This is a genomic window from Agreia sp. Leaf335, from assembly GCF_001423605.1.
Taxonomy (GTDB): Bacteria; Actinomycetota; Actinomycetes; order Actinomycetales; family Microbacteriaceae; genus Agreia.
The window spans coordinates 586924-606494 of record NZ_LMOQ01000001.1; the positions used below are offsets into that span (position 1 = coordinate 586924).

Annotated in this window: 15 protein-coding genes; 12 read left to right on the top strand and 3 right to left on the bottom strand. The window is 66.3% G+C overall.

Translation table 11 applies throughout. The annotated features are described in order from the left end of the window. Positions 1-1698, top strand: a complete 1698-nt coding sequence (locus ASF79_RS02880; protein ID WP_235500610.1) for a bifunctional 3'-5' exonuclease/DNA polymerase — start codon at positions 1-3, stop codon at positions 1696-1698. A 61-nt stretch (positions 1699-1759) separates the two neighbouring features. Then, positions 1760-3055 carry an aspartate kinase gene (locus tag ASF79_RS02885; RefSeq protein ID WP_055851717.1) on the top strand — a complete coding sequence of 432 codons (1296 nt, stop codon included), beginning with the start codon at positions 1760-1762 and terminating at the stop codon, positions 3053-3055. Between the two features lie 83 nt (positions 3056-3138). On the opposite strand, the gene ASF79_RS02890 is transcribed toward ASF79_RS02885, so the two are convergent. Continuing rightward, on the bottom strand, positions 3139-4263 hold the full coding sequence (locus tag ASF79_RS02890; RefSeq protein ID WP_156366135.1) for a hypothetical protein: 1125 nt from the start codon (positions 4261-4263) through the stop codon (positions 3139-3141). Positions 4264-4534: 271 nt separating this feature from the next. Here ASF79_RS02890 and ASF79_RS02895 point away from each other — a divergent pair, with 271 nt between their 5' ends. Both ASF79_RS02895 and ASF79_RS17645 read left to right on the top strand, forming a co-directional pair. Beyond that, on the top strand, positions 4535-5602 hold the full coding sequence (locus ASF79_RS02895; RefSeq protein WP_268751120.1) for an aspartate-semialdehyde dehydrogenase: 1068 nt from the start codon (positions 4535-4537) through the stop codon (positions 5600-5602). Between the two features lie 71 nt (positions 5603-5673). Next, entirely contained in the window at positions 5674-6303 is a 630-nt protein-coding gene (locus ASF79_RS17645) for a DUF1707 SHOCT-like domain-containing protein (protein ID WP_055851722.1), read from the top strand. On the opposite strand, the gene ASF79_RS02905 is transcribed toward ASF79_RS17645, so the two are convergent. Then, positions 6300-7877, bottom strand: coding sequence for a chitinase (locus ASF79_RS02905; RefSeq protein WP_055775745.1), 1578 nt, complete (start codon positions 7875-7877; stop codon positions 6300-6302). The genes ASF79_RS17645 and ASF79_RS02905 overlap by 4 nt on opposite strands. A 98-nt stretch (positions 7878-7975) precedes the next feature. Here ASF79_RS02905 and ASF79_RS02910 point away from each other — a divergent pair, with 98 nt between their 5' ends. The 8 genes from ASF79_RS02910 to ASF79_RS02945 all read left to right on the top strand — a co-directional run bounded on the left by ASF79_RS02910 (position 7976) and on the right by ASF79_RS02945 (position 18580). Then, complete coding sequence (locus ASF79_RS02910) at positions 7976-10318, top strand: glycosyltransferase family 2 protein (RefSeq protein ID WP_082495647.1); 2343 nt, start codon at positions 7976-7978, stop codon at positions 10316-10318. Positions 10319-10323: 5 nt separating this feature from the next. Next, complete coding sequence (locus ASF79_RS02915) at positions 10324-11028, top strand: SGNH/GDSL hydrolase family protein (RefSeq protein ID WP_055851725.1); 705 nt, start codon at positions 10324-10326, stop codon at positions 11026-11028. 126 nt (positions 11029-11154) lie between these two features. Beyond that, entirely contained in the window at positions 11155-11742 is a 588-nt protein-coding gene (locus ASF79_RS02920; RefSeq protein WP_268751125.1) for a response regulator transcription factor, read from the top strand. A 71-nt stretch (positions 11743-11813) separates the two neighbouring features. Beyond that, entirely contained in the window at positions 11814-12956 is a 1143-nt protein-coding gene (locus tag ASF79_RS02925; protein ID WP_156366137.1) for a sensor histidine kinase, read from the top strand. Next, the gene (locus ASF79_RS02930; RefSeq protein ID WP_055851733.1) at positions 12953-14104 is read left to right on the top strand and encodes a hypothetical protein; all 1152 of its coding nucleotides are present in this window, start codon (positions 12953-12955) and stop codon (positions 14102-14104) included. The genes ASF79_RS02925 and ASF79_RS02930 overlap by 4 nt, the downstream gene beginning before the upstream one ends. After that, positions 14092-15582 (top strand): malate:quinone oxidoreductase, encoded by a 1491-nt coding sequence (locus ASF79_RS02935; RefSeq protein WP_055851736.1) that lies wholly within the window; start codon positions 14092-14094, stop codon positions 15580-15582. Before ASF79_RS02930 ends, ASF79_RS02935 begins: the two co-directional genes overlap by 13 nt. Positions 15583-15617: 35 nt before the next feature. Continuing rightward, positions 15618-17945 carry a putative bifunctional diguanylate cyclase/phosphodiesterase gene (locus ASF79_RS02940; protein ID WP_055851737.1) on the top strand — a complete coding sequence of 776 codons (2328 nt, stop codon included), beginning with the start codon at positions 15618-15620 and terminating at the stop codon, positions 17943-17945. Then, a complete protein-coding gene (locus tag ASF79_RS02945; protein WP_055851740.1) occupies positions 17942-18580 on the top strand; it encodes a response regulator in 639 nt (212 codons plus the stop codon). The genes ASF79_RS02940 and ASF79_RS02945 overlap by 4 nt, the downstream gene beginning before the upstream one ends. A 4-nt stretch (positions 18581-18584) precedes the next feature. On the opposite strand, the gene ASF79_RS02950 is transcribed toward ASF79_RS02945, so the two are convergent. Beyond that, positions 18585-19355: a hypothetical protein gene (locus ASF79_RS02950; protein WP_055851742.1), complete on the bottom strand. Its 771-nt coding sequence runs from the start codon at positions 19353-19355 to the stop codon at positions 18585-18587. Positions 19356-19571 lie beyond the last annotated feature (216 nt).

A 19571-nucleotide genomic window follows, 5' to 3' on the forward strand; every position in this document is an offset into this window, starting at 1 on the left:
GTGCACATCGCGGTCAGCGCGGCCGCCGGCACCGACGCAGACGAGGCTGTGACGCTCACCGAGCTCGACGAGGCGGGCAGGCTCCTCGGCCAGCCCGAAACGGTGTCACGCGACGAGTTCGCGCGCGCTGTGGCACAGCGCGAAGAGCAATCGCCGCGCTGGGTCTGGGACGACACGCGACGCTGGTACCCGGCGTTGCTCGACGCCGGTGTCGAGGTCGAACGCTGCGTCGACCTGCGCCTGTGCCACGCCATTCTGCGCAACGCGGCGGCGACGGCGGAGTCTGAGCTCGCCCTCGCGCCGGCCTCGTCGTGGGACGCGCCGAGCAGCTGGGCCGAGCATGGCGAGACCGACACGCTCTTCGACCTCGGCGTGCAACGCGGGCGCGACGACGCCGCGGGCGCCGACCCCGTCGAGGAGTTCCGCCTGCAGCGCGCGGCCGTCGCCGGCGCCGCCGATCCCAACCGCCTGTCGCTGCTGCTCGCGGCGGAGTCGGCCGGCAGCCTCATAGCGATCGAGATGCAGTTCGCCGGTCTGCCCTGGAACGCGTCCCGGCACAACGAGTTGCTCGTCGAGCTGTTGGGAGAGCGCCCGCCTGCCGGGCAGCGGCCCGCCCGCATGCACGAGTTGCTCCTCGAGATCCGCGCTGCCATCGACGATCCGACGGCGAACCCCGATTCACCCGTGGAGCTGGTCAAGTCGCTCCGTCGCGCGGGAGTCGATGTCTCGAGTACGAACCGCTGGGAACTCGCGCGCCACGAGCATCCGGTCATCGAACCCCTGCTGGCATACAAGAAGCTGTCACGACTGCTGACGGCCAACGGCTGGAACTGGATCGACACGTGGGTCGAGGGCGGCCGGTTCCGCCCTGTCTACGTGCCCGGCGGCGTCGTCACCGGCCGCTGGGCGGCCGATGGCGGGGGAGCGCTTCAACTGCCCCACCAGGTTCGCGGCGCCGTCATCGCAGACCCGGGGTGGATGTTCGTGGTCGCCGATGCGGCGCAACTCGAGCCGCGCATCCTCACGGCCATGTCGGGCGATCGTGCGATGGCCCTCGCCGGGCGTGATCGCGACCTCTACGACGGCATCGTCGCATCCGGCGCTGTCGAGACGAGGGCCGCGGCCAAGGTCGGAATGCTCGGCGCGATGTACGGCGCGACGACGGGTGAGAGTGGTCGTATGCTGCCGAGGCTCGCGCGCTCCTACCCCAGTGCCATCCGGTTCGTCGAGGAGGCGGCACGGTTGGGCGAAAGCGGAGCCGTGGTGTCGACCCACCTGGGGCGAACGTCTCCCCAGCCCTCGCCCGAATGGCGGGAGCTGCAGGACGACGCGCGTCAGGAAGGCGCGAGCGAGGCCGTTCAGGCCCGTGCGAAGACCGCGAGGCGCAGCTGGGGCCGCTTCACGCGCAACTTCGTCGTACAGGGCACGGCCGCCGAGTGGGCACTCGCCTGGATGGCGGGGCTTCGGCGCAGGCTGGCTCTGTCAGGCGCGGAGGCCGCCCTTCGCCAACGACCCCACCTCGTCTTCTTTCTGCACGACGAGATCGTGGTGCACGCACCCGCCGCCCAGGCTGAGGCGGTGGCACGTGAGGTGCGCGAGGCGGCGGCCGAGGCCGGGCGGCTCCTGTTCGGATCGGCGCCGGTGCAGTTTCCGGTGAGTGTCGCGATCGTCGGCAGCTACGACGAGGCCAAGGGCTGACCCCTGTCGACCGCTAAGATTGCTCGCTGAACCCATCCAGCGCCATTTCAGGAGTGTTTACGTGAGCTTGATCGTGCAGAAGTACGGCGGATCATCGGTTTCCGATGCCGAGAGCATCAAGCGCGTCGCCAAGCGCATCGTCGAGACGCGCAAGGCGGGCAACGATGTCGTCGTGGCCGTCTCTGCCATGGGCGACACGACCGACGAGCTGCTCGATCTGGCTCACGCGGTCACGCCGATGCCGGCACCGCGCGAGCTCGACATGCTGCTGAGCGCGGGGGAGCGCATCTCGATGGCGCTCCTCGCCATGGCCATCAAGAGCCTGGGTCACGAGGCGCGCTCGTTCACCGGCAGCCAGGCCGGCATGATCACGGATGCCCGGCACGGCTCTGCGCGCATCGTCGACGTCACCCCGGTGCGGCTCCGCGAGGCGCTCGACGAGGGAGCGATTGCGATCGTCGCCGGCTTCCAGGGATTCAACCGCGACACCAAAGACATCACGACGCTCGGCCGGGGTGGCTCCGATACCACCGCTGTGGCGTTGGCCGCGGCGCTCGATGCCGATGTGTGCGAGATCTACACCGACGTCGACGGCATCTTCACCGCGGACCCCCGCGTGGTTCCCAGGGCGAAGAAGATCGACCGCATCACGAGCGAAGAGATGCTCGAGCTGGCCGCCAACGGTGCGAAGGTGCTCTACATCCGAGCGGTCGAATACGCCCGTCGGCACGGCGTCACCCTTCATGTGCGCTCCTCGTTCAACAACAACGAGGGCACCATCGTCTACAACCCAACGGAGACCCCGCAAGAGGGCCTCCCCACAGAGAGCGAGAATGCCGTGGAAGAGCCACTCATCGCCGGAGTCGCGACAGACCTGGGCGAAGCCAAGATCACCGTCGTCGGAGTCCCCGACATTCCGGGCAAGGCGGCGCAGATCTTCAACCTCGTCGCGAAGACGGGCGCGAACATCGACATGATCGTGCAGAACGTGTCGGCGGCGTCGACGGGTCTCACCGACATCTCGTTCACTCTGCCGAAGACCGAGGGCCAGACGGTTCTCACCGCCCTGCGCGCCGATCAGAGCGATGTGGGCTTCGTCGGCCTGCAGTACGACGACCAGATCGGCAAGCTCGCCCTCGTAGGGGCGGGCATGCGAACGAACGCCGGAGTCTCGGCGCGCCTGTTCACCGCGCTCTACGAGGCGGGGATCAACATCGAGATGATCTCGACGAGCGAGATCCGCATCTCGGTCGTGACGCGCGCCGACACCATCAACGATGCGCTGCGCGTCGTTCACACCGCTTTCGGTCTCGACGGCGACACCGAGGCCGTTGTGCACGGCGGAACGGGCCGCTGACCCGCCGCTCGTCTCCCGCTGACAACAGAACGGGCCGCCTCCCCGAAGGGAGACGGCCCGTTTGCTGTTAGCGGGTGTTTCGGTTATTCGGCGGTGCGGCGGCGAGCGACGACCGTGATGCCGAACGCGGCGATACCGGCCAGCAGCAGTCCGAGACCCGAGGTGAGGAACAGCGGCGAGTCGTCGAGACCCGTCGCGGCCAGGGACTTCGGGGTGGGTGCTGCCGGAGTCACCACCGCGGGGGCGTTCGGGTCGATGACCGAGATGTTCGCCTCACGCGTGGTCGTGCCGTCGGTGACGACGACGACGTAGACGCCGGCGGGGAGGACGCCCGACGAGATGGTGAAGTAGACGTTCTCTACCGTGAAGGCGCCGAGAGCGTCGGTGACGATCGGGCCGTCTGCGGAGGAGAAGCCGAACTCGGTTCCATCGGGAGCGCGGAAGCTGAGCGTGATCGGCGTGTTAGCCGCGAAGTCGGTGCCCGTGACCGTGAAGCCCTTGTCGGCGTTCGCCGCGTCGGCCTGGCTGATCGTGCTGGGCACGATCGTGACCTTCGCGTCGAGAGGAACGGCCGGCAGTGCGAACTGGTAGGTGTCGCCGAAGAGCGAGAACGAGCTGACGACAGCGGCCGTTCCGGCGGTCGTCAGAACGCCGGCGCCGAGCACATCGAAGTCGCCGAGCGCTGCGTCGAGCTGCGCGACGGTGAGGGTCGCCGTGCCGGCGGGGTAGGTCACGCCGTCTTCGCCGACGATCTGACCCGTCGTGGTCCAGGTGGTGAGACTATCGGCGACAGTGGGGTACAGCGTCGTGTAGCCCGTGCGGGTATTCTCCGTGGCGAAGAGGGGGATCTGCAGGAAGACGTCGTCGCCGGTCTTCGAGACAGAAGCCCCGTCGATGACCTCGGAGAAGCTGCCGGCGAGTCGGGCCGCGTCGTAGCCCTTGAGGATCTGGGAGATGCCCGAGATGTGCAGGCCATCGGCCTCGACCGTCTGCGGGTCGGCGGGTGCCGTCGCGTAGCCCTGGTGCCACTGGTTGTAGTTGTAGGCGGGGTCGGCCGGATCGGAGACCTCGGCCGGGAAGGTCTGTCCCTGCGGGACGAGGATCGTCGCTGCGGAGGCCGTGCCGCCGACGAGGAGAGCGGAGCCGGCCACGAGTGCGGTGGCGGCCGTGATGGCCGCGCCGCGGAGGAGGGTGCTGCTGGATTTCACGGTGGTACTCATTTCTGCTCAGGTACCGCCAGAGCGACGGTGCTCGAAACCTTGGGATTACCTGAGCATAGGCACGCCTTTCAGGAAATAACCAGTCCCTCCGCTAAAGAATGTCGCGATTGAGAGATCCTGGCATTGCATATGGAGCCACGTCCCGCCGTCTGCATGCCTTGGTATCATTGGGCAACGTGGCATCGGGCCGCGTTATGCGCGCGTGAACCGCCCCTCCTACTGGGGGTGCCACGCGGCTGAGATATCTCAAGGACGTGTTGTGGCTGCACAGGCATTGAACGTTGGCGTTGTCGGAGCGACCGGACAGGTGGGCACCGTCATGCGCCGCCTGCTCGAGGAACGCGACTTTCCGATTGCGAGCATCCGGTTCTTCGCCACCGCTCGTTCGGCGGGAACGACACTCGAGTTCCGCGGTGAGCAGATCGTGGTCGAAGACACCGAGACCGCAGACCCCTCGGGTCTCGACATCGCGCTCTTCTCGGCCGGAGCGACCGGCTCCCGTGCTCAGGCGCCGCGATTCGCGGCCGCAGGCGTTCTCGTGATCGACAACTCCAGCGCCTGGCGCATGGATCCCGACGTTCCGCTGGTCGTGAGCGAGGTCAACCCGCACGCGATCGCCGACGCGCGCAAGGGCATCATCGCCAATCCGAACTGCACCACGATGGCGGCCATGCCCGTGTTGAAGGTGCTGCATGCCGAGGCCGGTCTGACTCGACTCATCGTCTCGACCTACCAGGCGGTATCGGGCAGCGGCCTCAAGGGTGCCGAAGAGCTGGCGGGCCAGGCGCGGGCCGCCGTCGCCGACGCCGACCTCCTGCAGCTCGTGCACCGCGGAGACGCGGTCTCGATGCCCGCTCCCCAGACCTACGTGCGGCCGATCGCGTTCGATGTCATCCCGCTCGCCGGCTCGATCGTCGACGACGGCCTCAATGAGACAGATGAAGAGAAGAAGCTGCGCAACGAGAGTCGCAAGATCCTCGAGCTGCCCGACCTGCTCGTGAGCGGCACGTGCGTTCGCGTTCCCGTGTTCACCGGTCACTCGCTCTCGATCAACGCCGAGTTCGCCGAGGCGCTGAGCCCGGAGCGTGCCACCGAACTCCTGTCGGGCGCTCCCGGCGTCGAGCTCTCCGACGTTCCGACGCCCCTGCAGGCCGCCGGCAACGACCCCAGCTATGTCGGTCGCATCCGTGCCGACGAGGGCGCCCCCGCAGGCCGTGGCCTCGCGCTCTTCATCAGCAACGACAACCTCCGCAAGGGTGCCGCTCTCAACGCCGTGCAGATCGCCGAGTACATCGCCGCGGATCGCTCGGTCGCCGTCTCCGTCTAGAGGTTCGCCGAGTCGCGCGCATCCGCTGCCGGGTGGATGCGCGCGCGGGCGTGCCTTGAGACAATGTTCGTATGAGCATTCCGGACTATTCGGGCAACCCCTCGTATCGCCTCAGCACGGCCGAGCGTGACCGCGCGGTCACCGAGCTGCGCCAGCACGTCGCCGAGGGGCGGCTGACAGAGGCCGAGTTCGCGGAGCGGAGCAAGGCTGCGCGCAACGCCGTGACGCGGGGCGACCTGGCACCGTTGTTCGACGACCTTCCGGCGACCACCTTCCCTGCGTCGGTCGGTGAGGTGGCCCGGTCGGCGACGGTGCCGGCGCCAACACCGGCACCCGCGCCGACGACTCCGGCTGCGCCCGCATCCGCGCCGACGGCCTACGCCGACCCACGTCCCACCGACGACATCCCGGTCTATGGTGCGCCCGAGGTCGAGCGTGTGGCGCCTCAGGCCACGACCCCGGCTTTCCAGCACCCGGCCGCGAGGGCGACCGAAGGCTGGAAGGATCCGCAGGCGAAGGAGCCGAGCCGTGTTGCGGCCACCGTGATGGCCATCGTGCCGTTCGTCTCGCTCGCGCTCTTCTTCGTCACCGGCAGTGGGTTCGGCTGGAGCTACAGCTGGCTGTGGTTCACGCTGATCCCGATCACCGGAATCATCGTCTACGGCCCGAACGGCAAGCCGGACCGCAAGCGCAAGCGCTAGCCGTCTGCGCCGGTTCCGACCGTGGGGATGCCGAGGATCGTGCGCACCTCGTTGTCGGTGAGGGCCCGCCACGGTGAGGCGTCCTGGTTGCTGCCGGATGCCTGCGGACTGTCGCCCTGCGTCCACCACTTCGCCTCGTACGCTGCACCGTCGAACATCACGAAGTTGCCCTTCGTGTAGATGCTCGTGCCCTGCCACTCCGGGTAGGTTCCGGCCGGCAGCTCGGGAATCGGAACGGGCGTCTCGCCGGGAAGAACCGGTCCCACGAGCTCCCACGGTGTCTCGGATGCCTGAAGCACGGGGTTGTCGGGAATGTCGCCCTGGGTCCAGTACTTGGCCGTGTACACCTGGCGGTGCCAGACGACCTTCGTGTCTTTCGCGTACGCGGAGTCGGCGTCCCAGATCTGATACGGGCTCGTCTTCGCGTCGTCCGTGAGGTCTTCCGTGCTGGTCGGCACGGACGTGGTGACGGCTCCGGCGGCCGAGTCCGGCGAACCGGTCAGCGTGTCGCCGAGGAGTGCGGCGAACGAGAGATCGCCCTGGGCGACGCCGCTGCACGAGTCGCTCACCCGTGTGACGTCGGGGTAGTTCGAGCCGCAGGTGGTGTCACGGTTGAGTGACCACAGCGATACGCGGGCGACGCCGTTCTTTATAGCGAAGGCGTTCAGGCCCTTGGCGTCATCAAGGGTGAAGATCTCGCCCGCCACGTCGTTCTGGCCGATCATCGGCGTGAGGCCGATCTTGTTCCACAGTTCGACGGGGCCGAGCGAGATGCCCTGGCGGTCGTAGAGTGTGCGCAGCTGGCTGTGCGTGGCGTTGGCGGCGTCGGTCGAGGCGTCGAGCATCGACTGCCCCTTCTCGCGGCTGCCGCCGAAGTCCATCGTCATCAGGTTGACCCCGGCCAGGTCGACACCGGCGTCGAGCATCCGGGTCACCTCGTCTGTGCCGTCCGTGGTGAGTCCAGACGGTGCGACGGGAAGGGTGAGCCACACGGCCAGGGGCGAGCTGGTGCCGGCCCGATCCTTCTGGATGCTTGCGATCGCGGCGGCGCGCCGTTCGCCGGAGGCGGCGTCGGAGAGGTTGGTTCCCTCGATGTCGAGATCGATCGTGCTCAGGGAGTATCGGTCGATGACCGACTCGTAGGCCTTCTTCAGATCGTCGGGGTCGGTGCAGCCGGTCGACAGCTCGTCGTTGAGGAGGCCGCCGAACGACACGATCACGTCGCCGCCCTGCTGGTCGCGACGCGCGATGCGCCGGTCGAGGTCGAGGGCCTGATCGGCCTCGTCCATCGAGTAGTAGGTGCCCCACGAGGGGCTGCAGGGGTCGGTCTTGGATGCGACGACGAACGACAGCACGACGTTGGCGCCGGCCGAGTTGGCCGGGTTCTCGAACGCGAAGCTGGGCGTCGCCGTGACATCGACGTAGCCGGCCGTCCAGGCCTTCGTGGTCACGCTCGTCGCGTCCTGAAACCATCTCCAGCCCTGGAAGCCGGAGAAGACGAGTCCCGCAATGAGGAGGAAGACGCCGGACAACCGCACTATCGACAAGCGGCGCCCGGGAAAACGTGTAGACAAGAGTTCCCCTAAAAGTTGATCGGTACTCACTTTCGCACAAAAACGTGAGAGACTGTCAACTTTGTAGGGTATTGAGTACTTTTCTGGGGAGATTTGTCATGGGCGACGGAACGAAGAGCCGGCGACGGCAATGGGGTTCTGAGCGACGCAGCGAGCCGCTGTCGATCGTTCACCCCAAGCCGAGCAAGCGCATGGTCACGACGGGCCGTCTCGCCATCGTCGCGACCGTCGGATTCTGGCTCGCCTACGTCATCACGACCGTCTTCCGCGAGCTGGTGAACAATCCGGGAGCCGGCTTCCGATTCACCGTCGAGGCCGTGAGTTACCTCATCGTCGTCACGATCCTCACGTTCTCCGCCTTGATGTATCTGCTCGCGCGACAGGGTGCGCTGTACCGGTTCCGCAGCCACGTTCGTGTGCCTCGCGGTGAGCTCGACCGGCACTTCGCCGAGTACACCGACGGCATCACGGTGCTGGTTCCGAGCTACGCCGAAGAGACCAACGTGGTGCGAGCCACCCTGTGGTCCGCCGCTCTGCAGGAGTTCCCCGACCTGCGGATCGTGCTGTTGCTCGACGACCCGCCCCACCCCACCGACCCGGAGAAGGCCGAGACCCTCGATGCGACCCGAGCGCTCGCCGCACAGATCGAGGCGGCGCTGAGGATCCCGAGCGAGCGCTTCCGCGCCTCCGTCGACGCGTTGACGGAGAGGTTCGCCGACGGCGACGCGGTGACGCGTGACGACGTGCAGAGCCTTGTCGACGACTACGTCGCTGCAGCCGAGTGGCTCGAGGCGATGGCCGATACCGAACAGGTCGGCGATCACGTCGACGAGTTCTTCGTCGACCAGATCGTGATGGGCCTCGCTCGCGAGTTGAGGCTCACGATCGTCGCGCTCGGCGGCTCCCTCGATCAGTACTCGTACCCCGACTCGGATCGCCTGATCACCCTCGCGCTCCGCTTGTCTCGCATCTTCACCGCCAAACTCGACTACTTCGAGCGCAAGAAGTTCGCCTCGCTGTCGCACGAGGCCAACAAGGCGATGAACCTCAACTCGTACATCGGTCTGATGGGCCGCGCCTGGTCGACGGAAGAGACCGTCGACGGTGTCGTCCTCCGAGAGGCCGAGGACGGCGTAGCGGGAGACCTGGTCATCCCCGACACCACCTACCTGCTCACGCTCGATGCGGACTCGCTCCTGCTGCGCGACTATTGCGTGCGTCTCGTCTACCTCCTCGAGCAGCCCGAGAACGCTCGGGTGGCCGTGACGCAGACGCCGTACTCGGCGTTCCGCGGAGCCCCGACGCGGATCGAACGCGTCGCCGGTGCGACGACCGACCTGCAGCACATCCTCCATCAGGGCATGACGTACTACAACGCCACGTTCTGGGTGGGTGCGAACGCGGTCATCCGCAAGCGCGCTCTCGAAGACATCGTCGAGGTCGAGGTCGTCGCCGGCTTCGAGGTGAAGACCTTCATCCAAGACCGCACGGTCATCGAGGACACCGAGTCGAGCATCGACCTCGGAACCCACGGGTGGACTCTCGTGAACTACCCCGAGCGCCTCAGCTACAGCGCCACCCCTCCGGACTTCGGGTCGCTCATCGTGCAGCGTCGTCGCTGGGCGAACGGTGGACTGCTCATCCTTCCCAAGTTCTGGGATCAACTCAGAGAGCGACGGTTCAACCGCGAACGTGTTCTGCTCAGCGAGATCCTGCTGCGCAGCAACTACATGGCATCGATCGCCTGGGCGAGCTTCGGCCTGCTGTTCCTGCTCGCGTACCCGTATGACAGTCGGCTCCTGAGCCCCTTCGTGTTCCTCGCAGCGCTGCCCTACTTCATCGCGATGGGCAGCGATCTGCGTTCGGCCGGCCACCGCTTCAGCGACATCTTCCGCATCTACGGGTTCAACCTCGTGCTGCTCCCCGTCAACCTCGCCGGAGTCTTCAAGTCGTTCCAGCAGATGATCACCGGCGAGAAGATCCCGTTCGTGCGAACCCCGAAGGTGAAGAACCGCACGGCGGCACCCGCCCTTTACGTCATCACCCCCTACGTGATCGTGCTGTTCTCGCTCTTCACGCTCTATCGCGACATCGTCCTGCTGAACTGGGGCAACGCCCTGTTCGCGGCGTTCAACGCCGTCATGGCTGCGGGAGCGATCCGCGCATACATCGGTCTCTGGAACTCGGCGGTGGATGTCTGGCTCGGATTCCTGAACTTCCTCTACGTCGACCGCAAGAAGAAGAAGGAACCCCAGCGTTCGCTCGTCGATCCGGATGCGCCGGTCGATTGGCAGACGATCCTGTACCACGGCGACCGTCGCCTGGGCCGTGACCTCCGCCAGTCGAAAGACCGTCGGCGAAGAATCGGCATCCGCAGCAGCTCCCCCCGGAGCCGGGTCAACTCAGGCAGCGCAATCCAGAACGCCGACCACTCCGAATAACCGCCATGACCCTGCGACGACCGACGATTCTGATCGTCGCGCTCGTCGCGCTGGCGGTCGTGATCGGAGGAGCAGTCGTGCACGCCTACCTGGGACCCCGGGCCGCGAGCGAGGCCGGTTCTCCGGCGGATACGGGTATCCCTGGTGCGCCCGTGGTGGCCTTCTACGGTGACTCGTACACCTTGGGAACCGGGGCGAGCGACCCGAGCAAGCGGTGGTCGAGCATCATCGCCGCAGAGCGAGGGTGGAACGAGTTCAACCCGAGCGTGAACGGTCTGGGGTTCGTGAACAACCGCGACCGGTTGTCGGCTGGAGACGATCTCGTCGACGCCGTCATCGCATCCGAGCCGGACATTCTGTTCGTGACGATGGGCCTCAACGACAACTTCTCGATGCCCGCGAGGTCGGACGAGGTGCACGCCGCCATCGTCGCCGACTTCGCCAAACTCCGACGAGCCCTGCCCGAGACGCGCATCATCGTGGTCGAGCCGTTCTGGTACACCGACGAGCGACCGCAGAGCCTCACGACGATCAGCGAATGGGTCGCCGCTGAAGCGCGGGCTATCGGTGCCGAGAGCATCGAGGGTGCCTCCCATTGGATCGAAGGGCACCCGGAGTGGATGGCGGACGACGGGCTTCACCCGAATGACGAGGGGTACGCCGAGATGGCTCGGCGTATGGACGAGGAGCTGGATCGACGTGGCCTGTAAACGCGCGAAACATACCCGGCGCACCCGTCGTCGAGCGAGTAGTGTGAGGTGACCGTGCGCCTCTGGGGGGAGTCTGCTTGCGCGCAAAAGCCTACTCAGGGGGAGAACGTGGAAGTGCAATCGACGGTGCGATCATGCAAAGTCGGAATTGTCGATGACCACGAGCTTCTCCTCGACGGTCTCACCATGTACATGCGCAGCAACGCGTCCGATCTCGATGTCGTCATCAGCGTCACGGGCTGGTTCGAGATGATCCGGCACCCCGCGTTCGCTCCTGACGTCGTGGTGATGGATCTGCAGTTGCAAGAGCCGATCTCCATCGAGACGCGGGTGAGAACTTGCCTCGCGGCCGGTGCCCTCGTGGTGGTGGTCAGCGCGATCGACTCCGATGAGATCCGTGAGCGCTCGCTCGCGGCGGGCGCGTCGGCATTCGTATCGAAGTCCTCGCCCGCAGATTCGGTCGTCGACGCGGTACGCACGGCCTGGTCGGAGACGCAGGGTGAAGCAGCCTTCGTCGACGTCGAGCTCGAGACCCTCCGTCTCTACGCCGACGGGCTGACCCCGGTCGATATCGGGCTGCAACTGGGCATACCGTTCGAGGTCGTCAAGAACAACCTGGCGCGCATCCGCGACCACTACGCGGCGACCGGACGCCCGACCCGATCCAAGCAGGATCTCATCCGTCGAGCGGCGGAAGACGGGCTCGTGTCCTGACCGCCCTGTCGCTCGGTACGGACGCCGAGGGCGTCTTCACCAGCCGCGCCCTCAGCCATGCGAGCGTCTGGTTGTCGTCAATCCTGCTCGCCGCCGTATCCGCGATCGTCTGCGTACTGTCCATCCGTGCTCCTGTCGACGAGGGCGAGGTGGGAATCGCTCGTGCGATCGTGCCGGTTCTGTCGCTCGCCGTCTTGGGCGGAGGCGCGTATGTCCTTCAGCGACGCCACGGTGCGCTCGAGACCGTTGTCGCCCTTCTGGTCGTGTGCTGTGCCGGGTTCGCGTACTCCTTGAGTGTCGATTCCCTTCTCGCCATGAGCCAGAAGTCCGACAGTGTGGTGCTCAGCCTCCCCGTGGTTGCTGCCACGGTGTCCGGCGTGGGCCGTCGCTCGCTCGCATCCTGCCTCGCCGTGTGCGGGCTGTCGTACGCCGCCACATCGAGCGCCTCTATTCTCGGCACGGCGATCGGCCACCGCGAGATCGTCGTCGACTTCACCGCGCTCGGCTCGCTCATCGCCGTGAGCGCCCTCTTGATCGTTCTGTGGTTGGCCCGTCGGAACGCGGTGCAAGAGGCGCCCGCCCTCGATCGAGCCGCGCGGGAGCAGCAGAGCATCAACGAGGAGGCCCGCCTCCTGGGACACGCGTCGAGCCTCCTGCATGACACGGTCCTGGGAGATCTGCATGCCATCGCCATGCTCCCGCAGGGTCCGATTCCCGACAGCCACCTCGCGGTGATCCGCCGAGATCTCGATCTTCTCTCTCGCAGCGACGAGCTTCTCCGCGCCCCGGGGAGTGCTTCTGTTCCCGGGCTGATCGAAACGACGAGCGAGAGCGCGCTGGCAGGCGCGCTCTCCAGGGTCGGGGCACGGGGCCTTCGCGTGATCGTGTCGGGTGACGTCGACGAACTCGACACGCTCGATCCCGCGGCCGAGGAGGCGATCGTAGCCGCCATCGAGCAGTGTCTCGTCAACGTGGTCGTGCACGCGGGGGTGTCGCTGGCAGAGCTGGCCATCGTCAGCTCCGGCGACGATGTCACCGCGACCGTCGCCGACGGCGGCCGCGGTTTCAGCGCGGCCGCGACGCCCGCCGACAGGCTCGGCCTGAGGCTCTCTGTGCATGACCGGATGCTCGGGGTCGGCGGATCCGCCATGGTCTGGTCGACACCGGGGGCCGGCACCTCGGTGCTTCTCTCCGTGCCGAAGGGCGTCGCATGACGTCGTCGACCAGGCCGACGGCTGCCGAGCTCGATCCGGTCTCACGCGTGACGGCGCGCATGTTCGTCATCGCCATGGGCGCGGTCAGCGTGGCTCTGTCGGTTGCGCTGTCTCTCACCACGACGGGACGAGAGCAGATCTCTCTGCCGGTCGTGGGTGTCCTCGCCCAACTCGTGCTCGCTGCGTCATACGTGTACCTCGTCCGCGTAGCAGACCCGTTCGGACCTGCCGTCTCACGCGCGAGATTCCAGATATTCCTGGGCGGGGTGATGCTGGCGAGCGTGCTTGATTCCCTCAGCCAGTTGGGCTCCAACACCTTCATCCGAGACGACTGGGGAGCGGTCTGCCTGGGCCTGGCGTTGCTTCTCGCCGGCCCCTATCGACGCTCGAAGGAGATCGTCTGGTTCACGGTGCAGGCTGTCGCGCTGACGTTCGCGCTGGCCTTCCTGCAGAACCTGAGCTCTGCGACGACGACGACCCTGAGCATCCTCGCGCTGGTCGCCGCCACCCCGAGTATCGCCATCGGTCTCGGCGCCGCGGCATATGCGCGCAGTCTCGTCGCGAGTCTCGAGAAGGCGCGAGACGAGGCGCGGGTGGAGCGCGTGCGGCACGAGAGCGGGGTGGTTCTGCGACTCGCCGAGACAGACGCGATGGGGGAGCTCGGCGCGCTGCGTCGTGACGTGCTGCCTTTCCTCACGAGACTGGCCGAATCGAAGACCCTCCAGCCGGGGGATGCAGTCAGGGCCACCGAACTCGCCTCCGAGTTGCGCCGGGCCATCGTCGATCGCATCTCCCGCGGAACGCTCACCGACGTGGTCGATCGCTACAGCGACGACGACGGGGTGGCCACACATCTCGACGAGCGCCAGATCTCGGCCCTGCGGGCCCTCATCGGCGCGATAGGCGATCAATACGGCGCCTCGGCAGGGCAGACGCTGACGCTCGAGCGACGGGGGCCGGATGCCTGGGGCCGGATCGAATTCATCCGCCCCGCGGGCGCATCGGCCCCGACCGCATTGACTCCCTTTCTGCGCATGGTGCGCCTCGTCTTCGACGAGGCAGACGCCCGCACTGTCGACGGTGCCCTGGTCGTGACCTTCCGCTTCGACTCCCCAGAGGATCAGGCGGCCGTATCATGGGAGATGTGAGCGCAGCAGGCAAACCCGTAGACGTCGTTCTGATCGGTGGCGGCATCATGAGCGCCACCCTCGGCACCTTCCTTTCGATTCTCCAGCCCGACTGGACGATCAGGATCTTCGAGCGGCTGGGGGATGTGGCCGGCGAGAGCTCCAACCCCTGGAACAACGCGGGAACCGGTCACGCAGCTCTGTGTGAGCTCAACTACATGCCCGAGCAGCCCGACGGCACCGTCGAAGCGTCGAAGGCGATCGCCATCAACGAGCAGTTCCAGGTGAGCCGGCAGTTCTGGTCGTTCCTCGTCGAGAACGGCGACATCCCCGACCCGTCGACCTTCATCAATTCCGCGCCGCACATGACGTTCGTGCGCGGCGAGAAGAACGTCGAGTATCTGCGCAAGCGCTACGAGGTGCTGCGCGACGAGCCGCTGTTCGAGGGCATCGAGTACTCCGAAGACCCCGCGATCATCTACGAGTGGGCTCCGACCCTCATGAGGGGTCGAAAGAAAGACGAGGCGGTGGCGGCCACCCGCATCACCGCGGGAACGGATGTCGACTTCGGAGCGCTGTCGCGTCATCTCTTCGACTTCCTCACCAGCCGCGGTGCAAGCCTCAAGACCGAGCACTCGGTGTCGAACCTCCGCCGTCAGAAAGACGGCACCTGGAATGTCTCTGTCAAAGAACTCGTCGGATCGACCCCGACGACGGTCAACGCTCGCTTCGTCTTCGTCGGTGCGGGCGGTGGGGCGCTGCATCTGCTCCAGAAGTCGGGCATCCCCGAGATCCGCGGTTTCGGCGGGTTCCCGATCAGCGGGCAGTTCTACCGAACCGACAACCCGGCCGTCGTGGCGGAGCACCGAGCGAAGGTCTACGGCAAGGCCGCCGTAGGAGCACCGCCGATGAGCGTGCCGCACCTCGACACACGCGTCGTCGACGGAGAGGCATCGCTGCTCTTCGGCCCTTACGCAGGGTTCAGCCCCAAGTTCCTGAAAAAGGGCTCGTGGCTCGACCTGCCCGGATCCATCCGCGCGCACAACCTCGGCCCGATGCTCGCGGTGGCCCGCGACAACATCGACCTCATGAAGTACCTCGTCGGCGAGCTGGTCGCCGGCAAGAAGAAGAAGTTCGCGGCCCTTCAAGAGTTCATGCCCACGGCCAACCCCAAGGACTGGTACCTCATCACGGCGGGCCAGCGGGTGCAGGTCATGAAGAAAGACGCGAAGCGCGGGGGAGTGCTTCAGTTCGGCACAGAGGTCATCGCGTCGGCCGACGGGTCGATAGCGGGCCTGCTCGGGGCGTCTCCCGGAGCATCCACAGCCGTTCCCATCATGCTCGACGTCCTCGAGCGCTGTTTTCCCGACGACTACATGCGCTGGGTTCCTCAGATCCGCTCGATGATCCCCTCGTTCGGTACCCGATTGACCGACTCGCCGGCGACGGCCCGAAAGGTGCTTAAGAGCACCGCGCAGGCACTGCACCTCGCTTCCTGAGGGGTAGGGCGCCCCGACCGAGGAGACCTGGGTTGATGGTCAATCGCTTCAAGCTGTCCACGTTCGACCGTGTCTTCGTCGCGCCGTTCGTGGCCCTCGCGGTCGTGACAGTCGTCTATGCATTCGTCGGCGCAGCCTTCAGCGCTCCACGTTCATGGACGGTCGAACTGGTGACCGTTTTGGGCTGCATGATGTGCGCGCACTTGAGGATCCCCTCGGGACGAATCAGCGGCCTTCCCATGCTCGGCGTGGCTGTCGCACTGCTCTCTGTTCCTCGGCCGCAGTCCGAGTACCTTCTGACGGTCGCCATCTGGGTGGTGGGCGTTCTCGTATCGCAGCTGATCGTGCTGCGCAGCGTCTCCGTCGCTCTCTACGTCGCCGGGGTCAGCGCGGTCACGGGGCTCGCCTTCGTCGTGGTGCACAACGAGCTGACGCGGCTCGGGGTCTGGACGCTCGTGGCATACACCCTGGCGAGTGCGGCCTACTTCGTCTTCGCCCTGTTCCTCGAGTTCATCAGGGGCCACGGCAGGTGGAGCTTGAACCAGACTTTCGGGATCTCGGCGCTGAGCCCCATGAGGGTGATCGGGGTCGTGCTCCTCATCGCGGTCGTCTCGACCGGAATGACTGCTCTCGACGCCCAGTTGATCCCTTGGCTCGAGGGTGACCCCGATGCGCGACTGACCCCGTTCGTGCTCCTGCTCGTGGCCACGTTCTTCTTCATGGTCGCCCAACGATCCCGCTTCCGGCGCGTTCACCAATTGCTCACCGGTGTCGTCACGGCGGCTGTCGATCTTCCGTGGGCCACGGAGGTGGGCTTGCGCAAGGCGCTCGAGCTGCGGGCGAAGATGGTGCTGCAGGCCAGCGACACCGTCGTGCGCAAAGATCCGCCGGCAGCGGGCGAGATCGGCTCGCGGGTGCGCCTCGAGTCGGGCCTCGACGAATACATCGTTGCGTCGCGACGTCTCGGTGCCCTGCCGCTGGGCGGCGAGGAGCAGCAGGCCCTGACCGCGCTCGCCCATATGGCCAGCGAGACCGTGCGCATCCAGAACGACGTCGACAAGCTCGAGCGTCTCGCGAACAGCGACCCGCTGACGGGCCTGCCGAACTACGGCGCGTTCCAGTCGGCACTGGTCGATGCCAACGAGAACCGGTCGTATCACTCCGGCATCGCGGTTCTGTTCATCGACCTCGACAACTTCAAGAAGCTCAACGACTCTCGAGGGCACCACACGGGCGACGAGCTCCTGAAGGTCGTCGCCGCCCGGCTGCGCGGGTCAGTGGGTGTGCGCGACTTCGTGTCGCGCATCGGCGGTGACGAATTCGTCGTCATTCTCACGGAGCTGCAGACCGTGGCGCAGAGCAAGGAGCTCGCCGATGCCATCATCAAAGAGATCGGCAAGCCCCTGACCCTCGACGGGCAGGAGTTCCGGCCGGTCGTGAGCGCGGGGCTCGCCTTCTCGGGTCATCGGGAGATCGACGCCCAGCTGCTGGTGGTCGACGCCGACCGCAGCATGCTGCAGGTCAAGAGATCCCGGCGCCAGGGCGGGCCGGCAGAGGGCAGCAGCGTCAGCATCGCCTCCCACCGGTCGACACGCACGAACGACATCGTCGCGCGGGCCATTACCGAAGACCGGCTCACGCTTGCATTCCAGCCCATCGTGAGCATCGATCAGGGCCGCATCTGGGCGTTCGAGGCGCTCGTCCGTTACATCGACCCCGAACTCGGCCCCATCTCGCCCTCGTCTCTCGTCGCGCGAGCCAAGAGCCTCGGACTGATGGACGAATTGACGAGACAGATCGTCGTCAAGGCCATGGACGCCGCAGAGAAGTTCTATTCGGTCGAACCGAGCATCGCGTGCATGACGGTCAACCTCGAGCTGGGCCAGATCAGCGAGGATCACCTGGGGCCGTTCATCCGCGAAGTGGCCCGATCGCATCCGAACGTCTCGATGTGCATCGAACTCAACGAGAGGTCGCTGCGCTCGGTGACCGACGATCTGCGACGAGAAGCAGAGATCATGCAGGACGCCGGGGTGATCATCGCTCTCGACGACTACGGTTCCGATGACTCGTCGGTCGGCGCTCTGGTGCGATTCCCGATGGACATCCTGAAGATCGACAAGAGCCTGATCGACGACCTCGGTGACGTGAGGCAGCGCGAGGTGATCAAGGCGCTGCAGAGCTTCGGTGACAACCTCGACTACACGATGATCGTCGAAGGTATCGAGAGCCCCGACATGGTCGACGTGATGGTCGAGCTCGGTGTGAGGAGCGCTCAGGGGTACTACTTCGGGCGCCCGCAGTCGTTCCGGCAGACGATGGACCGAATCCGCAAGTTCGGAACAGCGGCGGTGGTGTCATGACGGACGCGGCGTCCGCGCGCACGATCGCCCTGCTCGATGACCATATTCTCATCGTCGATGGGCTGGCCCAGTGGATCGAGAGCAATGCGCCCGACTTCACCGTGGTCGCGGTCTCGGGATCCTGGGAAGCCCTCATCGCTCACGAGTCCTTTCCTCCGGACGTCGTGCTCATGGCGCGGGTCATGGAGTCGACGACGACATTGAGTCAGCGCATCCGCATCTGCTCGGATGCCGGTGCGCGGGTCGTCGTCATGAGCACCGAGGGCGGGCCGGAGGCCGAGGCCGACACGTTGGAGGCCGGGGCGGACGCCTTCGTACCCAAGTCCCGGCCAGCCGAGGCTCTGCTCGACGCAGCGCGGCGGGTGCTCGGCGACGAGGAAGCCGGCAAGGATTGTCCATCGGCACCGCCGCCGTCTCTGCCGACCGCCCTCGACGAATGGCAGCGCCGTGTGCTCCGCCTCTACGCCACCGGGCAGAGCACCGTCGACATCGCGCTCATCGAGGGGGTTCGTTTCGAACGTGTTCGCGGGGCACTGAAGCAGATCAGGGCCATGTACGAGACGCAGGGGCGCGTCGTCGCGACGCGAGACGACCTCTTGAGGCGTGCCGCCGAAGACGGCTACCTGTCGGACTGAGCGGTCAGTAGGCCTGCGGGTCTTCGGCGGAGGACGGGGTCACATCGACGCCGCCGCTCAGGCGAGCGATGGCCTCGTGAGGTTCGTAGTCGGGGTCGGGTTCGACGAAGGCGTCGACCACACCCATGAACGCCAGCGAAGCCAACGACCACGGTTCGACCACGTCGTTGAAGGGGATCTCGAGCGGGCGTTCGACCAGGGAGGGAACCGACGCGCGGATGAGACCGAGACCCTCGATGACCGACGCGGCGGCGACGACGAACGGCTGCCAGTCGCCACCGAAATGGGGCTTCAGGCGGTAGCCCACCGTGGGCAGCACATTGCGATAGAACATCTCCATCGTCTCGACGAACGACATCTCGCTCGCTCGCAGAGCATCGAGGGTGCGCTGGCGGCTCTCGGCCTCGGGGAAAGACAGGATGGTCGCCGACAGCCCGGCGTAGGTGCGCCAGGCGCCCGTTGCCGTCACCGCACCGAAGTTGTATTCGGCCGCGGTGCGGATGACGTCGACCAGAACCTGTCGCCGGCCGTTCGAAGAGAGCAGATCGTCGGTTCGAGAACTCAAATACTGCCAGGTCGACAACAGCGTCTCTGTGTCGGCGCGGTCATCTCGGGCCTTCTCTGCCACGGTGAGGAACACGTCGTCGAGCATCTGGTGATACGTCGGCCAGATGTCGTCGAGCTCTGAGCGGGTGGCGCCCGCCTCGAGAAGGAGGGCGTCGAGCACTGCATCGTCTATGCCCACCGTGAGGCCGGTCGTCTCGATATGCGACATCGCTGCGGCGAGTATCGCCTGCCGCGTTGCAGACTGTCGATCCGGATCAACGGCACCCGATGCCCAAAACCCCTTGCCGGCCACGTTGGTCCTGCTTCCCTCGATTCACATGACATTCTACGCAGTTTGCGCGTAACGAGGAGTGCTCATATGCTCAGATCAGCCAGAGCGTTCTGCACCCCACGGGAGCGGCCCCGGGGAGAGCCCGAGGTGATG

Bases quoted from the DNA above. Each gene is read 5' to 3' on its own strand.
- ASF79_RS02950 (WP_055851742.1), bottom strand. From the start codon at position 19,355: ATGTCGCATATCGAGACGACCGGCCTCACGGTGGGCATAGACGATGCA.
- ASF79_RS02910 (WP_082495647.1), top strand. From the start codon at position 7,976: ATGGGCGACGGAACGAAGAGCCGGCGACGGCAATGGGGTTCTGAGCGA.
- ASF79_RS02935 (WP_055851736.1), top strand. From the start codon at position 14,092: ATGGGAGATGTGAGCGCAGCAGGCAAACCCGTAGACGTCGTTCTGATC.
- ASF79_RS02940 (WP_055851737.1), top strand. From the start codon at position 15,618: ATGGTCAATCGCTTCAAGCTGTCCACGTTCGACCGTGTCTTCGTCGCG.
- ASF79_RS02915 (WP_055851725.1), top strand. From the start codon at position 10,324: ATGACCCTGCGACGACCGACGATTCTGATCGTCGCGCTCGTCGCGCTG.
- ASF79_RS17645 (WP_055851722.1), top strand. From the start codon at position 5,674: ATGAGCATTCCGGACTATTCGGGCAACCCCTCGTATCGCCTCAGCACG.
- ASF79_RS02930 (WP_055851733.1), top strand. From the start codon at position 12,953: ATGACGTCGTCGACCAGGCCGACGGCTGCCGAGCTCGATCCGGTCTCA.
- ASF79_RS02945 (WP_055851740.1), top strand. From the start codon at position 17,942: ATGACGGACGCGGCGTCCGCGCGCACGATCGCCCTGCTCGATGACCAT.